Consider the following 16855-nt stretch of genomic DNA (forward strand, 5'->3'; position numbering starts at 1 on the left):
AATTAAAATTAAAAGATAAGACCGCGTTTGACACTTAGTAGGAAACCAACAAATCCATGTACCTTCTGATTAACACTCTGGCCAGTTTCATCCAGATTTATACTGTTCTGCTAATTATTCGGGTTTTATTGACCTGGTTCCCCAATATCAACTGGTACAACCAACCATTTGCCACTTTGAGCCAGATAACCGATCCTTATTTGAATCTGTTCCGCTCAATCATTCCCCCTTTGGGCGGTATAGACTTTTCAGCAATGTTAGCTATTATACTGCTTCAAATAGTAGGTGGTGGTCTGCAATCCATCTGATAACACAGAATTTGCAGTTTGCTCCATGTTCAACTGATGAATTTTAGGTCTGGGCTAACCAGCTCAGACTTATACAATCTCAAGTCTAATTATGGATGCGATAATTGAAAACTGACGCTATATTCCAGAATTTCCGAGTATTTTATCGAAAACCTGGGTTTAAAACCCCGTCCTTCTAAGACGGCTTTACTTACGTACTTGACCGCTAAAGCCAGCAGCCTTAAACTGCTTCAGCTTCAACGGAGTAGGCTGATTCGCAGCTACAGAAATTCTCAATTCAAAATCGCTAATACCTGGTGGCACCTCGGTAATGGAGCCTAAGCGAGTGCGGTTTTGCATCACTGAGTCATTATTGGCATCATAGATACGTCCAAAAATATCTGCGTCGTAGACTGTTTTATTAGTGCCATTTTCTGCCTTGCCAATGACAATAAAACAATTAGCCGCTGCACTACCACTGCTGAGAACAGCCCCTTCTGCAAGTTCTGGTGGGCAATCTTTATAAGAGACATCAAATAGTTTAATCTGTGTCAGGGCTATAGCTGGGGGAACAATCACCCATGATAGAAAGGTGATGAGACAGGAAATAAAAATGACCGTGAGTGAGCGCAACTGCATAAAAACCCCGTGACTTAATTTAATAATGATTTAACTTACAACCTCAGCTTACAACATACCCCTACTCGGTTTCTCTACTTCCCTGATTGATTGCAATTGCAAATACCTGCTCTACTATTAACTCCCCTCCTGCCTTCTGCCTCTTAGCCCTCACGAAAAGACTTTTTCAGCAAACCCTAATTATGTCCAGATTTAACGACAAAGGGATTGGAGACTTTAATTTAACTTTTGTAATAATTAGGGAAATAAGCCCTCAATTGCTATTAAATTATGACTCCAGATGAGATTGAAACAGCTATGCTTGCAGCCTTTAATAGTTGTGATGCCGCAAGCTGTCCTCTCACTGACACGCAGAAACAGATATTACTGCGACTGGTCGAGCAAATTCAGGGAAATTCTACCTCTGGGATGGTAAATATTGCTAATCCCTTAGATGAACTTACCCCAGAGGAGTTAGAAGCATTTTTACAATTTGTTAAGGATGAAGAACAACGCAACCGTACTTGGAAAGTGCAATTACTCAACGACTGGTTGCTGGAAAATGACTCTGGAAAGGTGCAATTCATTCGCCAACGCTATGGTTTACAGTGGTTGAATCGGGTTGAGGCGTGCCATTTTGACAAGTATTCTTATTTTGAGGATGCACTAAAGTTAAGAGTAGGCGATCGCATTGAAGTTTCTAATGCACTATGGGAATGGGTGCAAGAGGATGGGCCTTGTCAGCGCGAATGGTTTCCCTGTATGGTGATTCAGGTTGAGGAAATTAGCGAGCGCAATGATTCCTCTACTAATTGCGTCGTCCGCTTCTTCAACGGCGCTGAGTATGAAATTCAAGGAATTTATGAATGGAATCGCTATAACTGGCGCTGGCCTCAAAAGTAGTAAGGAATGCTGAGTTTTTAATGCTTGAACAACGCCCAAGCTAAAAATCTCTCAGTATAATATAACGCTAATTGATTGCTCACACCGTTGAAAACGGCATCAAAAGCGTGTTCCGCCCAAGGAATTTCTAGAAAAACCGCAGTATTACCAGAGTTATGTAAACGTTCATACATCTGTCTGCCAAATCGCGCTTGCACCAAATGGTCACGACTGCCGTAAATTAATAAAGTTGGTGGTAAAGGGTGCGTTAGGTAATTTATCGGTGAAGCAATTTCATACTGATTAGGCAATTCTTCTACAGAACCACCAAGAAATGCTTTTAAAACAGCGCGGCTATTTATAGGATCGGGATTTGGCGGTGTTTTGTATCCTTCTGTTAAGTCAACAGGCCCGTAATAATTCACTACAGCACGGATGGGTGGTGCATCTGTTTGATAAGCCGCTAACATTGCTAGATGTGCCCCCGCAGAACGTCCTAAAAGTACCATACGTTCTGAATCAGCTTCATATTCAGCCGCATGTTTGCGAATAAAATTCAGGGCTGTACGCACATCATCTAACTGAGATGGAAACTGATATTGAGGTGCGTGTCGATAATCGATCGCAAATACCGTATATCCATGATTAGCAATATATTGATTAAACTCAGAATTGGCATGAGGATTGCCATATTGCCAAGCTCCACCATAAATTACTACCACTACTGGATATTTTCCTACCTCTAAGGGTTGGTAAACTTCCATTTTTAAAGGCACTCCCGCAGGAGAAGCAAAGAGAATATCTTTTTGATGGCGCGTTTTACCTAATGGAATACCCCGGGAAAAATTAACTAAGTCAAAGGGATGGGTTTGCATTTTCACCCTGACTTGCGGTGGAATTTGCTCTAGATAATTTGCTCCAAGCCCTTGTTTCATGGCTTTAGCCATCTGTATTTGAGTTGCTGGGATATTTATTAGCACCCATCCACAAATTAATAATCCAATTAAACTGAAAATGCAAACTATACGTTGTATTTGACGGCGACGAATATAAAATAAAGACAACAATAAAAAAAGCAAATTTAATAAAAATAACCAAGGACTGATTTCTGGCGCTCCTACTGCTAAGGTGAGTAAAAACATATTTGGAGCAGGAAGAATAATCCAAGAACTAAGAATTAGACTGGCAAAACTGAGTAATAATGCCAACCAGGATAAAAGTATTTTGGGTTTAGCAAACATAGATTAAAGTTCGGCAAGAATGACTCAAAAAAAGTACAATTTAATCGCTAATGCTAAGGTTAGCAATAGTTATAGCGGATTCCTATTCAGATGCGGTACAAAATTATATCGTAAGGTGTAGGGCCACGGTCATTGGTGTCAACTTAATGCGAAACCGCTCGTCCGTCGGGGATTGAAATTCCCGCCTCATAGCTAAAGTCATCTGAAGATGACTAAATATCGCCAATAGCTTCAGTCTACTTTAGTAGACTGAAGCTATTGGCATTGTCCGCCTTTCCTGCGGAACGTTACGCGAACGCGGACTAAAGTCAAATTAAGGGTTTGAAACCCACCTCCGTGGGTTTTATTTGTATAGACGCGGTTTCTAACCGCCCGTTTCCCGTTAAGTTAACACCAATGGGCATGTTCCTTACGGGTGTACTTCACGTAAACGAAGCTATAGTTATACAGCAGAATTCAGAAGTCAGAAGTAAAATAGCCTTTAAACCTGGCTTTGAGACTTAGTTTGTGTTGAAAACCAATGTATATTATGAATGTTAATAACAGCATAAATTATTGCTGTTGTATCTGTTTTTGTACCCAAATACGAAAAGCTTTGAGCGTTGCATTTCTGCCTGCTGTTATACTTTGCTCTAAATGTTGGGGAATTGCTTCAATTAGTGAGAATAGAGGAAAATTTAGGCTTTGCTGAGATTCTACATAATGACCATCTTGCAAAACATTAATTTGGAGCTTTCCTCGCTCGAAACGCCAAAGTTCAGGCACTTTTAGCGCTTTATAAATATTAGGATGAGTGCGAGAAGTAATATCAATTTCTAGAGCTAAATCTGGAGGAGGATCTACTGCTAAATCTAGCCGCTTCTTGCCGCGAATCTTAGATTCATTTTTTATATAAAAACACTGATCTGGTTCTATACCTTGAGCCATTGCTTGGTTTTTGAAAGTGGTAGAACCAAGGCATCTAAACTCAATGTCTAATTCTTCCAAAAGAGCTTTGACTAAATCGCTAATAATTTCTTTATCGTCTTCATGTTCTGGCAGTGGGGCCATAATCTCCAGTATTCCCCGAGCATAAGCAATTCTTGCTGCTCGGTGTTCTCCTAAATCCTCTAGAATTGCTTCTAATTCTTGCCAGGTTACATCTCGCAGTAGCACTCTTTGTCCTGGTGGAACATGGATGCGCTTTAATTCCAACAACATCATTTCCACTCCCAATAGCTGAAACCTAAATTTAGCTTACTCTAGTTGACTAATGTGCTGCGATAATTTTGCGGCTTCATGGCTAGTGTATACTGAGGCGATCGCTCCAAAAAACCAGAGTAAAGAAAAAACCTCTGGAATTCCCAGAGGTTTTGGTTCCTGATTTAGTTTCTAGTTCTTACTCCAATTTGTCCTCAGTCATTTCCTGATAATCAAAAAAATTATCTGAACAATAAAAACCCCGACTTTTGAAAGAAGTCGGGGTTCTGAACCTGCGATTTTATTTGTATATTGAGTCTTAACCTATCTACGGGATTAATTCTTCGCCTGTGGCTGCGAACCAGGAATCGTTACATCTATTGGTATCACCTTTGCTGCTAGCTGTGTCAACGGTGGTTGAATGGCGGTTTGATTCCCCACGACTAAAGTCACAATTTTTTCTGGTTTGAGGTATTCTCGTGCTACCCGTTGCACATCAGCAGCCGTGGTGGCGGCGACGGCTTTTTGATAGCGAAAGAGAAAATCAGCAGGATAGCCGTAATATTCGTATCGCATCAACCGTGATAAGGTTTGGCTGGGGTCTTGAAAGTTGAACACAAAGGAGTTGAGTGTAGACTCTTTAGCAAAAGCTAATTCTTTTGCTGTCACTCTTTGAGTTTGGGTACGCTTGATTTCAGCTTGTAAAGCTTTGACAAACTGAACGGTAGCATCCGATCGCGTTTGTCCACCAGCAACAAAGACGCCAGGATAATCGTAGCGGGGACTCCACTGCCCGTAGACAGAGTATGCTAAACCTTGACGCGATCGCAATTCATTAAATAAGCGTCCACCAAATCCATTTAACACCCCATTTAATACATCTAGCGCTGCATAATCGGGATTGTCGAAACGTCCGCCTAAATGGCCGATAAGCACACTACTTTGCGTTAGTTGTGGCTGATTGACAAAAAAGACTCCACCTGTATTAGCTGGCAAAACCTTTGGTAATGTGGGTTTAGCAATACCTGGATTACGCTGCCAATTACCAAACTTAGCTTGAACGAGCGATCGCATTTTCTTACTATCAAAATCGCCCACAATCCCCAAAATTATATTATTGGGGTGAAAATATTGTTGATAAAACTTGAGCAAATCCTCACGTTCAACTTTATCAACCGTTGCATACTCGATAGTGCGAGAGTACGGGCTATCTTTGCCATAGATCAATTTTTTAAATTCTCGATTAGCAATCCCATCTGGATTGTCATTACGACGGGCAATGCCACCTTTGGCTTGTGTCTTAGCTAAGTCTAGCTTTTCTTGAGCAAATACAGGCGATCGCAGCACCTCTGCAAACAGCCCAAACACCGTTTCTAAATCTTCGCTGAGTGCGTCAAAGCTAGCACCACCAGAAGCTTCACCAATACTAGCTTCTACAGATGCCGCTCGTTGTTCTAATATCTCGTTGAGTTCATCAGCCGAATGCTGCTTAGTTCCTCCAGTTCGCATTACCGCGCCTGTCAAACCAGCCAACCCGACTTTCTCCGGTGGTTCTAAGCGATTCCCTGTGCGTACAAAGGCCGTTCCATTCACCAACGGTAACTCATGATCCTCCATCAAATAGACAACCAAACCGTTTTGCAGCACAAACCGTTCATACTTAGGTAACTTAATCTCAGGTAGCGGTGGCAGTTGCAAGTCTGTATAATGTTTTGCCTCAGTCGTCGCTGCCAAAGAAAAATTACAAGTTAAAAGTAAACACGCAAAAACAGCAACCAAAGCATAAATCAGCCCCTTCCTATTTTGGATTTTCAACCCTATCTGCCTTTTACCCTTCACCTTAAACCTCTGCATATCTCTCTTCCTTTGCGGTTCGTTTCTCATGCTTCTTTCGACAACAACTTCCCAATCGTGCGATTTTCTGGCGTAAACGTCTCCTTTGCCACCCGCTCAATATCAGTCGTTGTCACGGCTGCAATATCATCCAACTGCTTAAACAAATTCCGCCAAGAGCCAGTTTTCACCTCATATTCCACTAATTGTTGAGCCATCCCCGTATTAGAATCGAGGGTACGCAACAAACTTGCCCGTGCTTGGGTTTTCACCCGTTCTAAATCAGCTGTCGCTACAGGCTCAGTTTTTAATTTGTCAATTTCTTGACGCAAAGCCACCGCCAACTCATCAACTGTATGACCAGGAGCCGTGAGAGCATAGAAAAATATCAGGTTTGGGTACTTATCTCCAGGAAATCCGCTATAACCTTGGGCACTTAACGCCAAACGCTGCTTTTCTACCAAAGACTTATATAGCCGCGACGTGCGTCCATCACTTAATAAACTGCCAATAATTTCATAGATTGCATTATCTGGATGAGTCACAGCCGGACGGTGATAACCTTCTAAATACCAGGGTTGAGAAGATAGCTGTAAAGTAACTTCCTGTGTTTGTTTTTGTGGCGGTTCCACCGAAATTTTTTCCACAGCTTTGCTTTTTGCCTGAAAGCGGCCAAAATAAGTTTGCGCCAGTTTTTTCACTTGAGCGGGATTGACATCTCCGACAATGGCAATAGTCAAATTACTTGGTACATAGTGAGTATCAAAAAAATTCTGGACATCTTCTGGTGTCAGATTGCGAATATCTTCGTCATAACCAATCACCGGACGCCTGTAGGGATGAACTTTGTAAGCCGTATCGATAAATTTTTCCACCATCAAGCCAATGGGGGAATTTTCCACCCGCATCCGTCGTTCTTCTAAAATTACATCTTTCTCTTTATAAAATTCACGACGAATTACCGGATCGAGAAATCGTTCCGACTCCAACGACATCCAAAGTTCTAGCTTATTGGCAGGAAAGCTATAAAAATAACGAGTGGCTTCAGTAGAAGTATTAGCATTTAAACCCACGCCTCCCGCTTGTTCGACAATTTGCCCCAATTCGTTTTGCTTGACTAGCTTGGCTGCTTGCGACTCCACTTGCTCAAACTCAGTTTGTAACCGAATAACCTCAGCTTTTCTGCCATTGGCTTTCGCGGTTTTAATTTGAGCATTCAACTGCTCTAAGGCTTCTAGTAGCGGTTTTTCTTTTTTATAGTCTTGCGTACCGATGCGCGTTGTACCTTTGAACGCCAAATGTTCGAGAAAGTGAGCTACACCTGTTTTGCCATCGGCCTCATCGACACCACCAACATTTGCGTATGTGAGAAAAGAAACTACAGGCGCTTGATGGCGTTCCAAGACAATGAATTTCAAACCATTGTCGAGGCGAAATTCCGTTAACTGCTTGATGACTCGATCTAGATAAGGTTGGATCGAACTTTGAACTGGCGGGGTTTGAGTTTTGGTTTCTTGAGGAGGGGGTGCTGTCTGAGTTTGAGCTAGAGCAACTTCTGGTAGCAATCCCCACGAGAAGATGATCCAAGTCAACAAAGCGATCGACAACCGCCGCAATATGACAGATACTCGATCTGACCAATCCAAAATCTTTAATTTAAAATCCAAAATTGACCGACTGCTCTGGCTCATAAGCGAAAACTACGATAAAGTTACATTACTCAAAAAACAGGATACTTAGCAAAAGAGCGTTAATCTTGTATTTAGCTTTCAGTGGCTCTTTATGCCTAACGTTAGACAATAATGCTACAAATCCTGTTACGGATATCTAACCATAACTGTTATGCGAATTTTTAATTCTTCCCCACCTTCAGAGGCTCAGACGCGCACCCGGATTTTAGAGGCTGCACAACGGTTGTTTGCCTCTCAGGGATTTGATGGTACTACCACCCGCGATTTAGCACAAGCAGCAGGTGTAGCTGAAGGCACTCTATTTCGTCATTTTCCCACTAAAAAAGCGATTTTGGTGGAAGTAGCCACGAGTGGATGGGTAGAGATTCTTACCGATTTGCTCACAGAGTTAAGTGAAATGGGCAGCTATAAAGCCGTAGCGCAGGTGATGCGCCGCCGGATGTGGAATTTCCAAAAAAATGCCGATTTGATGCGTGTTTGTTTTATGGAGGTGCAGTTTCACCCCGATTTACGCGATCGCATTCAATTAGAAGTCATTACCAAAATGACTGATGTGGGTGAAGCATTCTTTCAAACAGCAATGGATAAAGGTATTTATCGTCAAGGAGATGCCAAGCTAGTTGCAAAAGTTTTTTTAGGAATGTTTGCGATCGCAGGTTTTTCTAACAACACCGTCATCGAGCCTGACGCCTCCCCTCAACAAATGCAGGAAATGGCTGAAGGACTTGCTGATATTTTCCTGAATGGTGTCTTGGTTAAAGAGTAATGAGGGAGGAGTAATGAGTAATGAGTAATGAGTAATGAATTTTAACTCCTCACTTCTCACTCCTCACTCCTAACTAATTATTGTTTTCGCTTGCTGACTCCACTGCTGTACTAGCTCAATTGCTGGACACAAATCTCGGCGCTGCATTGTGGCTACTTGCAAGCGCATAATTTGTTGGTGCAATCTGTGAGTGGGAGTTTGAGCTAATTGCACCACAGAACCAATACCCGCATGGAGCAATAAACCACAATATTGTGTCCCTACGCTGGGAATACGTGCCAAGTCAGCTAAAGCCATCCATTTATTTACATACTGAAGATGAATCTGTAGTTTATTTGCTAATGCTAGTCTTGACTCTAGAGTTTTACCTTGTTTAAATAGCGCTACTGTGCTGGTAATTCCACAATTTTGCAGTTGAGATTGTTCTTCGTGGCTCAGTCCAGGTAATTGCTCAATTGGCCAATCACGAGATTGGATAGTAGTTCTACTATCTTTGTGCTTAGCAGACATTTTTAAAATAAAAATATAGGCTTGTTTAAATATTGTGACAGTTGTTTCTTGGCAAAAGCGTACTTTTGCGATTTAGTGTTTGTATTGCCGTGCTATTCTAACTCAATCTTCTGCAATAGGATTGTTTCGCCTAACAATGCCATTGTTTCGCCTGACAATACGATTGTTTCGCCTGACAATGCGATTGTTTTGACTAACAATGCGATTGTTTCGCCTAACAATGCGATTGTTTCGGCTGACAATGCGATTGTTTTGTCTGACAATACGATCGCATCGGCTTGCAAAAATTAATTAGTCTATGAGGTTTAGGCGGTAATTAACTCGCCTCGCAGCACAGTTACCGCTTGTCCAGAGAGAAAGACGCGATCGCCCCCATCATAATATACCTTCACTACACCGCCGCGACTGGATGCCTGATAAGCCAAAAACTCATTTTTGTGCAAGCGATCGCGCCAGAAGGCAGCAAGGCAAGAATGAGCCGCCCCAGTCACCGGGTCTTCATTAATACCTAATTTCGGTGCAAAGAAGCGCGAGACGAAATCATATTTGGAATCAGAATTGGCGGTGCTAGTGACGATTACATCACCAATAGACAACGTTTTCAGGAGTTGGAAATTGGGCTGTACTTGCCGTACCAATTCTTCAGATTCTAATTCCACTAAATAGCCGAGGGAATTTTGGAAGACAGATTTGGATGGTACACCCAAAGCTTCACTAAGTTCTGGAGGTGCGATCGCTGCTTGTGAGTGATTCACAGGAAAATTTAATTCAATCCACTCACCTTGCAACTTTGCAATCAACACTCCACTTTTGGTATAAAAACGTGCAACTTCATCAGGCAACAAATGTCCTTCTGACCAAAGTACATGGGCGCTAGCTAAAGTTGCATGACCACAAAGCGGTACTTCCACTGTGGGCGTAAACCAACGCAGATTGAAACCATCATCCTGTCTGACTAGAAAAGCCGTCTCAGATAAATTCATCTCTTGGGCTACGTTCTGCATCCAGCCTTCATCTTGGAGAGTAGGCAAAACACAGACAGCAGCAGGATTACCTGCAAAAGGTGTATTAGTAAAAGCATCAACTTGAGTAATGATTTGTCCCATTAAAGTCACGTCGCTTCGCTCCAAATTCAAAATTAATGATTCCCATAAATAAATTTAGACGTAGCGCAACGCAGTGCATTGGTGGTCTACTGAAGTAGACTGGAGATTTTTGACGATATCTAGTCATCTTCAGATGACTTTAGCGATGAGACGGGAATTGAAATTCCCGGCGGACAAGCGGTTTCGCGTTAAGTTGACACCAATGAACGCAGTGGCTCCCCAACATACAATTTTTCGCAGCATTTTAGCCTTGCTACGCTACTACGTTGTGTTAATCCAAATGAGAACCGTTATATACAGTACCTTATAAATTAGGAATACAATCTCCAAAAACTAGAGTCAATGTTAAAGCAAAACAAAAATATGAGGATAAAAATCTTCAGAAGCATCTTTGCTGCGTTCAACTTAGCGCTAATTTCTGGAGGATTAGTTAGCTGTGTTGTTGAAGTACCACAGCCACCTGTTCCAACTGAGCAACAAAAACCAGTCGTACAACCTAGCCAACAGCCTAAGCAGGCAAAGCAGAACGACAAAGATAATGATGATAAACATAGCGATCGCAAAAATGATCAAAAAGATGGCGATCGCAAGGATGATAAAAAAGATGACGATAAAGACGATAACGACTAAATAAAGGTAAAACTATCACCTTAAATTTATGCTTATCCCACAAACTTCTACTTCCCTCATCGAGACTTTACGCCGCCGCCGCCAACAACTAGCCAACCTCATTGATTTTCCAGTAATTCTGTGGTCAGGTAGCAACAATCCGCGCAACTTTCCCGCAAATTCCTTTCCGTTTCGTGCTAGCAGTCATTTTCTCTATTTTGCCGGACTGCCATTATCAAAGGCGGCAATTCGTCTAGAAGCAGGCAAGCTAGAATTATTCATCGACGACCCATCAGCCAGCAGCGCCCTTTGGCATGGAGAAATGCCAACGCGCGAGGAAATAGCCGAAAAGATTGGGGCGGATGTGGCAGGGCCAATGGCAGAATTAGAGTCTTGGGTAGAAGATGCCGCTACGCTTGCTGCTCAAGATGCAGCTACTTGGACACAGCAATCACAGATATTAAATAAATGGGTTTTACCGCAAAGTCCTCCCCAAGGAATTGACTTGGAGTTAGCTAAGGCGATCGTTTCTCTCCGCCTGATCCACGATGATGCGGCATTAACCGAGTTGCGAAAAGCTGCTGCTGTGACTGTAGAAGCCCACAAAGCTGGGATGGCTGCAACACCGCAAGCCAAACTAGAAGCAGAAGTTAGGGCAGCGATGGAAGGGGTAATTATTGCTCACAATATGACCACCTCTTACAACAGTATTGTCACTGTTCACGGTGAAGTTTTGCATAACGAGCATTATCACCATAGTTTGCAACCAGGTGATTTACTGCTTGCCGATGTTGGCGCTGAAACCGAGATGGGTTGGGCAGGTGATGTAACACGCACGTGGCCAGTTTCAGGGAAGTTTTCATCTACTCAAAGAGATATTTATAATGTGGTGTTGGCAGCCCATGATGCCTGCATTGCCAAAATACAGCCCGGTGTAGAGTATGGGGATATTCATTTGCTAGCAGCTACAGCGATCGCAGAAGGTTTAGTAGAACTAGGTATTTTACAAGGAAATCCCCAAGATTTAGTAGAAATCGATGCCCACGCGCTGTTTTTTCCTCATGGTATTGGTCATCTACTGGGTTTAGATGTCCATGATATGGAAGATTTAGGTGATTTAGCAGGGTATGAAGAGGGACGTTCAAGAAGCGATCGCTTTGGCTTAAGCTACCTGCGTTTAAATCGTCCCCTGCGTCCAGGAATGTTAGTCACAATTGAGCCTGGTTTTTATCAAGTACCAGCAATTTTAAATGATCCTAATGTCCGTTCAAAATATCAGAATGTGGTGAATTGGCAACGTTTATCTGAATTTGCCGATGTTCGCGGAATTCGTATTGAAGATGATGTTTTAGTTACTACAGAAGGCAGCGAAGTCTTAACAGCCGCATTGCCAAACGATGCTGATAGTGTGGAAAATCTAGTCAATGGCTGAGTTTATGTGATGCGCCAAACCCTTTTAACTTCTTTGCACATCACGTTCAGATCGTGAATCCAGCAATATCCTTAACATAGAGGCATCACGCTCATCTTCAGTGTTAGAGTACTCCTCTGGATCTCGATTTACCTGCACTTCTGCAATCTTTACGCTTTCTGCAATCACCTCAAAACGCACTTTGAAAATGCAAAAACCAGTCCAACTACGATGCAAGTATAGCCAAGGAGATTCATAGAAAATGAACCACTTATCTTCCATCTGCTCTGGAATTACTCCAGCAGCAATCCGGTCGAATTCTTCCTGTGAGTAAACTTTTTCTAGCGTTATATTTGTGCATGTAGAAGGCATAGGTTCTGTCTTCCAATCATTACGTTTAGCTATTTGCATAGTTTTAGTTTCAGGGTAACTGAAACTTTCAAGATTTAAAAACCCTCATCCCCATAGTTATTAGTCATTAGTCATTGGTGCTAATGACTAATAACTTCGATTTCCCCCCGGCTTCAAGCCTACGGTGTACACACAAGTGTTTTAAAGTTGCTACGTGAAGTAGGGTAGGTTAATTTTTGCAGGTCGATGCAACAAAGGTGTAGGTCGATGCAACAAAGGTGCAGGTTGATGCAACAAAGGTGTAGGTCAATGCAACAAAGGTGTAGGTCAATGCAACAAAGGTGCAGGTCGATGCAACAAAGGTGTAGGTCGATGCAACAAAGGTGCAAGTCGATGCAACAAAGGTGCAAGTCGATGCAACAAAGATGCAGGTCGATGCAACAAAGGTGCAGGTCGATGCAACAAAGATGCAGATCAAAAGACTTGTGTGTACACCGTAGGGCTTCAAGCTGGGGGATGAGTTAACGAGATTTTAAATCAGCGATCGCACCTTTGGTCATAGCAGCAATAGCTTGATCTGTCGCTTTCGGCAAATGATAATATTTACCGCCTGCTGTTTGCGATAATTCTTTAGCAAAGCCAGTGGACACAAATTTACTTTCTGTATCAATTACTAATAGCTGCATCCCCAAAGCCCGGATTCTTGCAGCAATTTCTAATAATTCTCCTTTGATATCTGGCTTTTCTCCTGGTTCTAGCTGTTCGCCCAAAGAACGCGCTAAAGGAATATTACCCCGTCCATCGGTGATTGCTACAAGGACAACTTGCCCAATATCTCCACTCATCTGAGCATTTAAGCCGACGCGCACAGCTTGAGTTAAACCATGCGCTAATGGCGAACCACCACCACAGGGCAACCTTTCCAAACGGTTACGCGCCAAAGCAATCGAACGTGTTGGAGGCAATAATACCTCTGCCTGTTCTCCTCGGAAGGGAATTAATGCTATTTGGTCACGGTTTTGATAAGCTTCAGTCAACAGTTGCATTACCGCACCTTTAGCCGATTGCATTCGATTCAAGGCCATTGAGCCAGAAGCATCTACCACAAATACTACTAACGCCCCGGCTTTGCGTACCAGGCGTTTCGAGCGAATATCAGGCTGTTCGACAATAACTTTTCTACCTGGTTGTCTTTCTCTTCGTGCTTTTTGATAAGGAGCAGCTGCTCTGAGGGTAGCATCTACTGCAATGCGTCGCGCTTTCCCTTTGGGCAACATCGGCTTAATGTAGCGTCCCCTGTCATCGGAAAAGATGACACTGCGACTACCAGATTTACCCTGCCGCTTCGCCATTTGAGTAAAGTAAAGCACATTGTCATCAAGAATTACCCCTTCTGGATCAAAGATAAACTCTTCTGGGATGCTGGGAGGTTCTTGCTCTTGATTTTCTTCCTGTTCCTCTTGTTCCTCCTGTTCTTCGTCTTCCGATTCGTCCTGGGGTTCTTCTTGATTTTGTTGCGGCGGCGGTGGAGGCGGTGGAGGTGCTTGATCTGGTGGTGGTGTCTGCACAACTGTGGCGCGTGGTACAATCACCAATTCCACAGCACGGCGCAAATCTTCAGCATTAACTGTTGTTCGTCCCTCTAAAGCTGCCGCGGCCTTGGCAACCCGCGCGGCGAATAACTCGGCGCGATGTCCCTGAACTCCGCCGCGAATTGCCTCATCTACTAAGTAGGCAATTTGTTCATGGGTGATGATGACTTCTTTCAACCATTCCCGTGCCAAGATAATTTGAGTTTTGAGGGAGTCTAAATCTTCGTTGTACTGCTTGAGGAAGTCTTGGGGAGATTTAGAATAGGCGATCGCTTGCTCAACTGCTTCTACTCTTTGATCTAAGCCGAGTACACCGTCAGCAGAAAGTGCGATCGCAATTCTATCTAGCAAATGCTCTCGTAATCCGCCTTCTTCTGGATTGTAGGTGGCAATAAATAGTGATTTGCACGGATGCTGAAAACTAATCCCTTCCCGTTCAATTTGGTTGCGCCCGTCAGATAGTACTGTTAGAAGCTGATTTGATATTTGATCGTCTAATAAATTAATTTCATCTACGTACAGCACGCCTCGGTTTGCTGTAGCGAGTAACCCAGGCTGAAAAATGGTATCACCTTGTTTTACCGACTTTTCAACATCCACTGAACCGAGGAGCCTGTCTTCTGTAATACCTAGAGGAATTTGTAAAAAAGGCGCGGGGATAATTTCGACAGGCACATCTTGAATATCTTTATCTGCGTACTCCGCCAATAATTGATCGTCCCATTCTTCTGGGTGGTTGGGGTCACAATTACTAATTGAGCCTTTAACAACTTCAATCGGTGGTAGTAGAGCGTGGATAGCACGAGCCATCACAGATTTTGCCGTACCGCGACGACCTGCGATCGCCACTCCTCCCAAACCAGGATCAACTGCGGCTAACAGCAACGCCAATTTTATTGCTTCTTGACCGACTACGGCAGTCAAGGGAAAGGCAGCGATCGTGGGATTGATAGTAGGCGCAGGCATTGTTTGCTTTTATAGCGAGTCTCGGCCTTTAGCATACCAATTTCTGGCACATTTAGAATAAGTATTATGGCAATGAGACAAAGGTAAAGTTATGAGTATTGCTCAAGCTAAACGCTTCACACTGGATGAATACCACAGGCTTGGAGAATTGGGCTTTTTCCATGAAGATGACCACATTGAATTAATCAACGGGGAAATTATTGAAATGGCATCCAAAGGTAAAGCCCATGAAACTTGTTTAAGAAAACTGTGGAAGGAACTCCCCAAAATTCTGGGAGACAAGGCTACTTTGCAATCTCAAGCCCCAATTGCTTTGCCGCCTAATAGCGAACCTGAACCAGATTTTGCGATTGTTCAAAACCGTGCTGATGATTATCTGTCGGCTCACCCTAAACCTGCTGATGTTTTATTGGTGATGGAAGTTTCAGATTCTTCTTTAGCTTATGACCAAGATGTGAAAATCGCTCTCTATGCTAAAGCGGGTATTACTGATTATTGGATATTCAATTTATTCGATAATTATTTGGAAGCTTACAGTGAACCATATCAGGATAATCAAGGCAGATATGGTTATTCAAATAAGCGAATTTTTTTGTCAAATGAGGTAATAACTTTTCCCTGCTTCTCTGATTTATCTCTTGATTTAGCTAGGGTGTTTCCGCCGAAGCTTAATTTTTAAACTTTGTTATAGTATTCAGTCATAAGACAAAGGAGTAAGTTTTATGGCTTATAGTGATTTTAAACTTCTTGAAGTTATTGATTCTTTTGGGTTAGTTATCTACGAATCATCTGGACTATTCGCAAATGTGCAGGAGCAAGAATGTAGTGATTTATTATCTACTATTCTTAGGGAAAATGTGGATTTAGCAGTGGCGATAAGTTCAGAAAAAGCTCGAAGTGAAATGATAACAAGTCCAATTTTATTAGAAATTAGACGCAAATTTAATTATGAAATCAGCTTTTTTTCGGGAGTTGATTTTACTGTTGATAGTCAACGAGGATTAAATGGTTTTTGTGATTTTATTTTGAGTCTTTCTTCGGAGCAGTTGCTTGTACGCAGTCCAGTGATTGTCTTAGTAGAAAGTAAAAATGAGAATTTGAGGTCTGGTTTGGCCCAATGTATTGCCGAAATGGTAGCTGCTCAGTTATTTAACGAGAGAGGTGGAAATCAAATCAAAGCTATATATGGCGCTGTTACTATCGGTACTATCTGGCAATTTCTCAAGCTTGAAGGGAATGTAGTTTCGATTGATTTGAGTGAATATTATATTAAGGATATTAAGAGAATTTTAGGTATTTTGTATGGTGCGATCGCGCAAAGCAAACCGTAAATTATTTATTAGCTAAAAAATGGTGATTTTGAGAGAATACTATAAATGATTATCCAACTTGATAGATAACAGGCGATGTCTTATGACAAGCCACTATGCATCTACGTTTTTACTAAATCTTCATAAATAATCATATTGACATCCAGAATCAGCTATGCAATTCTGTATGTAAGACAGAATAAACAACCGCACTCTAAAGCGCAGGTTTTTGGTGTTGTCTCAGCAGCAGAATTCCTAGTTTCCTGCCAAGCTTCGCGTCATCCCTTCGGCTGAATACTCAGTCCAATGTCAGGTCAACTGATTGACTAGACTTTCAACGGGAAGACAAGATGTTTGGATGAATGTTCAGGGGAAAGGATGACGCAAAACTTGGTAGGAAGCCAGGAGTTCTACGGCTGAGACTTGAACCAAACGAAAGCGACGGTAAAAAGCTTTATCGCAAAGAAGTACTTTTTGAGTACAAATTTCTAGTATAAAGTCTT

General features: G+C 42.4%; 18 protein-coding genes. 7 read left to right on the forward strand and 11 right to left on the reverse strand.

Features of this window, described 5'->3' with window-relative positions:
* Window positions 1-56: 56 nt before the first annotated feature.
* Window positions 57-308: a YggT family protein gene (locus HWQ39_RS13355; protein ID WP_292845316.1), complete on the forward strand. Its 252-nt coding sequence runs from the start codon at window positions 57-59 to the stop codon at window positions 306-308.
* A gap of 186 nt (window positions 309-494) precedes the next feature.
* Here the strand turns inward: HWQ39_RS13355 and HWQ39_RS13360 are convergent, their stop codons facing one another.
* The gene (locus HWQ39_RS13360; protein WP_292845319.1) at window positions 495-926 is read right to left on the reverse strand and encodes a biotin carboxylase; all 432 of its coding nucleotides are present in this window, start codon (window positions 924-926) and stop codon (window positions 495-497) included.
* 270 nt (window positions 927-1196) lie between these two features.
* Between HWQ39_RS13360 and HWQ39_RS13365 the strand changes: the two genes are divergently transcribed.
* A complete protein-coding gene (locus tag HWQ39_RS13365; protein ID WP_292845322.1) occupies window positions 1197-1808 on the forward strand; it encodes a hypothetical protein in 612 nt (203 codons plus the stop codon).
* Between the two features lie 17 nt (window positions 1809-1825).
* On the opposite strand, the gene HWQ39_RS13370 is transcribed toward HWQ39_RS13365, so the two are convergent.
* The 4 genes from HWQ39_RS13370 to HWQ39_RS13385 all read right to left on the reverse strand — a co-directional run bounded on the left by HWQ39_RS13370 (window position 1826) and on the right by HWQ39_RS13385 (window position 7731).
* On the reverse strand, window positions 1826-3028 hold the full coding sequence (locus tag HWQ39_RS13370) for an alpha/beta hydrolase (RefSeq protein WP_292845325.1): 1203 nt from the start codon (window positions 3026-3028) through the stop codon (window positions 1826-1828).
* A gap of 552 nt (window positions 3029-3580) precedes the next feature.
* Window positions 3581-4228, reverse strand: coding sequence for a Uma2 family endonuclease (locus tag HWQ39_RS13375; protein WP_292845674.1), 648 nt, complete (start codon window positions 4226-4228; stop codon window positions 3581-3583).
* A gap of 315 nt (window positions 4229-4543) precedes the next feature.
* The gene (locus tag HWQ39_RS13380) at window positions 4544-6061 is read right to left on the reverse strand and encodes a pitrilysin family protein (protein WP_292845677.1); all 1518 of its coding nucleotides are present in this window, start codon (window positions 6059-6061) and stop codon (window positions 4544-4546) included.
* 26 nt (window positions 6062-6087) lie between these two features.
* Window positions 6088-7731, reverse strand: a complete 1644-nt coding sequence (locus tag HWQ39_RS13385) for a pitrilysin family protein (protein WP_292845328.1) — start codon at window positions 7729-7731, stop codon at window positions 6088-6090.
* Window positions 7732-7882: 151 nt separating this feature from the next.
* Between HWQ39_RS13385 and HWQ39_RS13390 the strand changes: the two genes are divergently transcribed.
* The gene (locus tag HWQ39_RS13390; protein ID WP_292845331.1) at window positions 7883-8497 is read left to right on the forward strand and encodes a TetR/AcrR family transcriptional regulator; all 615 of its coding nucleotides are present in this window, start codon (window positions 7883-7885) and stop codon (window positions 8495-8497) included.
* A gap of 69 nt (window positions 8498-8566) precedes the next feature.
* Here HWQ39_RS13390 and HWQ39_RS13395 read toward each other — a convergent pair whose 3' ends face one another.
* From HWQ39_RS13395 to HWQ39_RS13405, 3 genes are all read right to left on the reverse strand, one after another.
* Window positions 8567-9007, reverse strand: coding sequence for a DUF4332 domain-containing protein (locus HWQ39_RS13395; RefSeq protein WP_292845334.1), 441 nt, complete (start codon window positions 9005-9007; stop codon window positions 8567-8569).
* 92 nt (window positions 9008-9099) lie between these two features.
* Window positions 9100-9270 (reverse strand): hypothetical protein, encoded by a 171-nt coding sequence (locus HWQ39_RS13400; RefSeq protein ID WP_292845337.1) that lies wholly within the window; start codon window positions 9268-9270, stop codon window positions 9100-9102.
* Between the two features lie 42 nt (window positions 9271-9312).
* On the reverse strand, window positions 9313-10113 hold the full coding sequence (locus HWQ39_RS13405; protein ID WP_292845339.1) for a PhzF family phenazine biosynthesis protein: 801 nt from the start codon (window positions 10111-10113) through the stop codon (window positions 9313-9315).
* A 363-nt stretch (window positions 10114-10476) separates the two neighbouring features.
* Between HWQ39_RS13405 and HWQ39_RS13410 the strand changes: the two genes are divergently transcribed.
* Together HWQ39_RS13410 and HWQ39_RS13415 are read left to right on the forward strand one after the other, a co-directional pair.
* Complete coding sequence (locus HWQ39_RS13410) at window positions 10477-10743, forward strand: hypothetical protein (RefSeq protein WP_292845341.1); 267 nt, start codon at window positions 10477-10479, stop codon at window positions 10741-10743.
* A 28-nt stretch (window positions 10744-10771) separates the two neighbouring features.
* Complete coding sequence (locus HWQ39_RS13415) at window positions 10772-12154, forward strand: aminopeptidase P family protein (RefSeq protein ID WP_292845344.1); 1383 nt, start codon at window positions 10772-10774, stop codon at window positions 12152-12154.
* Between the two features lie 24 nt (window positions 12155-12178).
* Here HWQ39_RS13415 and HWQ39_RS13420 read toward each other — a convergent pair whose 3' ends face one another.
* The 3 genes from HWQ39_RS13420 to bchD form a co-directional block, all read right to left on the reverse strand.
* Window positions 12179-12544 (reverse strand): hypothetical protein, encoded by a 366-nt coding sequence (locus HWQ39_RS13420; RefSeq protein ID WP_292845347.1) that lies wholly within the window; start codon window positions 12542-12544, stop codon window positions 12179-12181.
* 267 nt (window positions 12545-12811) lie between these two features.
* Window positions 12812-12949, reverse strand: coding sequence for a hypothetical protein (locus tag HWQ39_RS13425; RefSeq protein ID WP_292845350.1), 138 nt, complete (start codon window positions 12947-12949; stop codon window positions 12812-12814).
* A 56-nt stretch (window positions 12950-13005) separates the two neighbouring features.
* A complete protein-coding gene (gene bchD / locus HWQ39_RS13430) occupies window positions 13006-15042 on the reverse strand; it encodes a magnesium chelatase ATPase subunit D (RefSeq protein ID WP_292845352.1) in 2037 nt (678 codons plus the stop codon).
* 91 nt (window positions 15043-15133) lie between these two features.
* Between bchD and HWQ39_RS13435 the strand changes: the two genes are divergently transcribed.
* Window positions 15134-15721, forward strand: a complete 588-nt coding sequence (locus HWQ39_RS13435; RefSeq protein ID WP_292845355.1) for a Uma2 family endonuclease — start codon at window positions 15134-15136, stop codon at window positions 15719-15721.
* Window positions 15722-15764: 43 nt separating this feature from the next.
* Window positions 15765-16373 (forward strand): hypothetical protein, encoded by a 609-nt coding sequence (locus HWQ39_RS13440; protein WP_292845358.1) that lies wholly within the window; start codon window positions 15765-15767, stop codon window positions 16371-16373.
* Window positions 16374-16855: the final 482 nt, after the last annotated feature.

Source organism: Nostoc sp. NMS8 (assembly GCF_017115045.1).
Lineage (GTDB): Bacteria > Cyanobacteriota > Cyanobacteriia > Cyanobacteriales > Nostocaceae > Nostoc.

What these genes read in the sequence shown, in the direction of transcription:
- HWQ39_RS13355 (WP_292845316.1), top strand. Translation starts at nt 57, where the DNA reads ATGTACCTTCTGATTAACACTCTGGCCAGTTTCATCCAGATTTATACT.
- HWQ39_RS13360 (WP_292845319.1), bottom strand. Translation starts at nt 926, where the DNA reads ATGCAGTTGCGCTCACTCACGGTCATTTTTATTTCCTGTCTCATCACC.
- HWQ39_RS13365 (WP_292845322.1), top strand. Translation starts at nt 1,197, where the DNA reads ATGACTCCAGATGAGATTGAAACAGCTATGCTTGCAGCCTTTAATAGT.
- HWQ39_RS13370 (WP_292845325.1), bottom strand. Translation starts at nt 3,028, where the DNA reads ATGTTTGCTAAACCCAAAATACTTTTATCCTGGTTGGCATTATTACTC.
- HWQ39_RS13375 (WP_292845674.1), bottom strand. Translation starts at nt 4,228, where the DNA reads ATGTTGTTGGAATTAAAGCGCATCCATGTTCCACCAGGACAAAGAGTG.
- HWQ39_RS13380 (WP_292845677.1), bottom strand. Translation starts at nt 6,061, where the DNA reads ATGCAGAGGTTTAAGGTGAAGGGTAAAAGGCAGATAGGGTTGAAAATC.
- HWQ39_RS13385 (WP_292845328.1), bottom strand. Translation starts at nt 7,731, where the DNA reads ATGAGCCAGAGCAGTCGGTCAATTTTGGATTTTAAATTAAAGATTTTG.
- HWQ39_RS13390 (WP_292845331.1), top strand. Translation starts at nt 7,883, where the DNA reads ATGCGAATTTTTAATTCTTCCCCACCTTCAGAGGCTCAGACGCGCACC.
- HWQ39_RS13395 (WP_292845334.1), bottom strand. Translation starts at nt 9,007, where the DNA reads ATGTCTGCTAAGCACAAAGATAGTAGAACTACTATCCAATCTCGTGAT.
- HWQ39_RS13405 (WP_292845339.1), bottom strand. Translation starts at nt 10,113, where the DNA reads ATGGGACAAATCATTACTCAAGTTGATGCTTTTACTAATACACCTTTT.
- HWQ39_RS13410 (WP_292845341.1), top strand. Translation starts at nt 10,477, where the DNA reads ATGAGGATAAAAATCTTCAGAAGCATCTTTGCTGCGTTCAACTTAGCG.
- HWQ39_RS13415 (WP_292845344.1), top strand. Translation starts at nt 10,772, where the DNA reads ATGCTTATCCCACAAACTTCTACTTCCCTCATCGAGACTTTACGCCGC.
- HWQ39_RS13420 (WP_292845347.1), bottom strand. Translation starts at nt 12,544, where the DNA reads ATGCAAATAGCTAAACGTAATGATTGGAAGACAGAACCTATGCCTTCT.
- bchD (WP_292845352.1), bottom strand. Translation starts at nt 15,042, where the DNA reads ATGCCTGCGCCTACTATCAATCCCACGATCGCTGCCTTTCCCTTGACT.
- HWQ39_RS13435 (WP_292845355.1), top strand. Translation starts at nt 15,134, where the DNA reads ATGAGTATTGCTCAAGCTAAACGCTTCACACTGGATGAATACCACAGG.
- HWQ39_RS13440 (WP_292845358.1), top strand. Translation starts at nt 15,765, where the DNA reads ATGGCTTATAGTGATTTTAAACTTCTTGAAGTTATTGATTCTTTTGGG.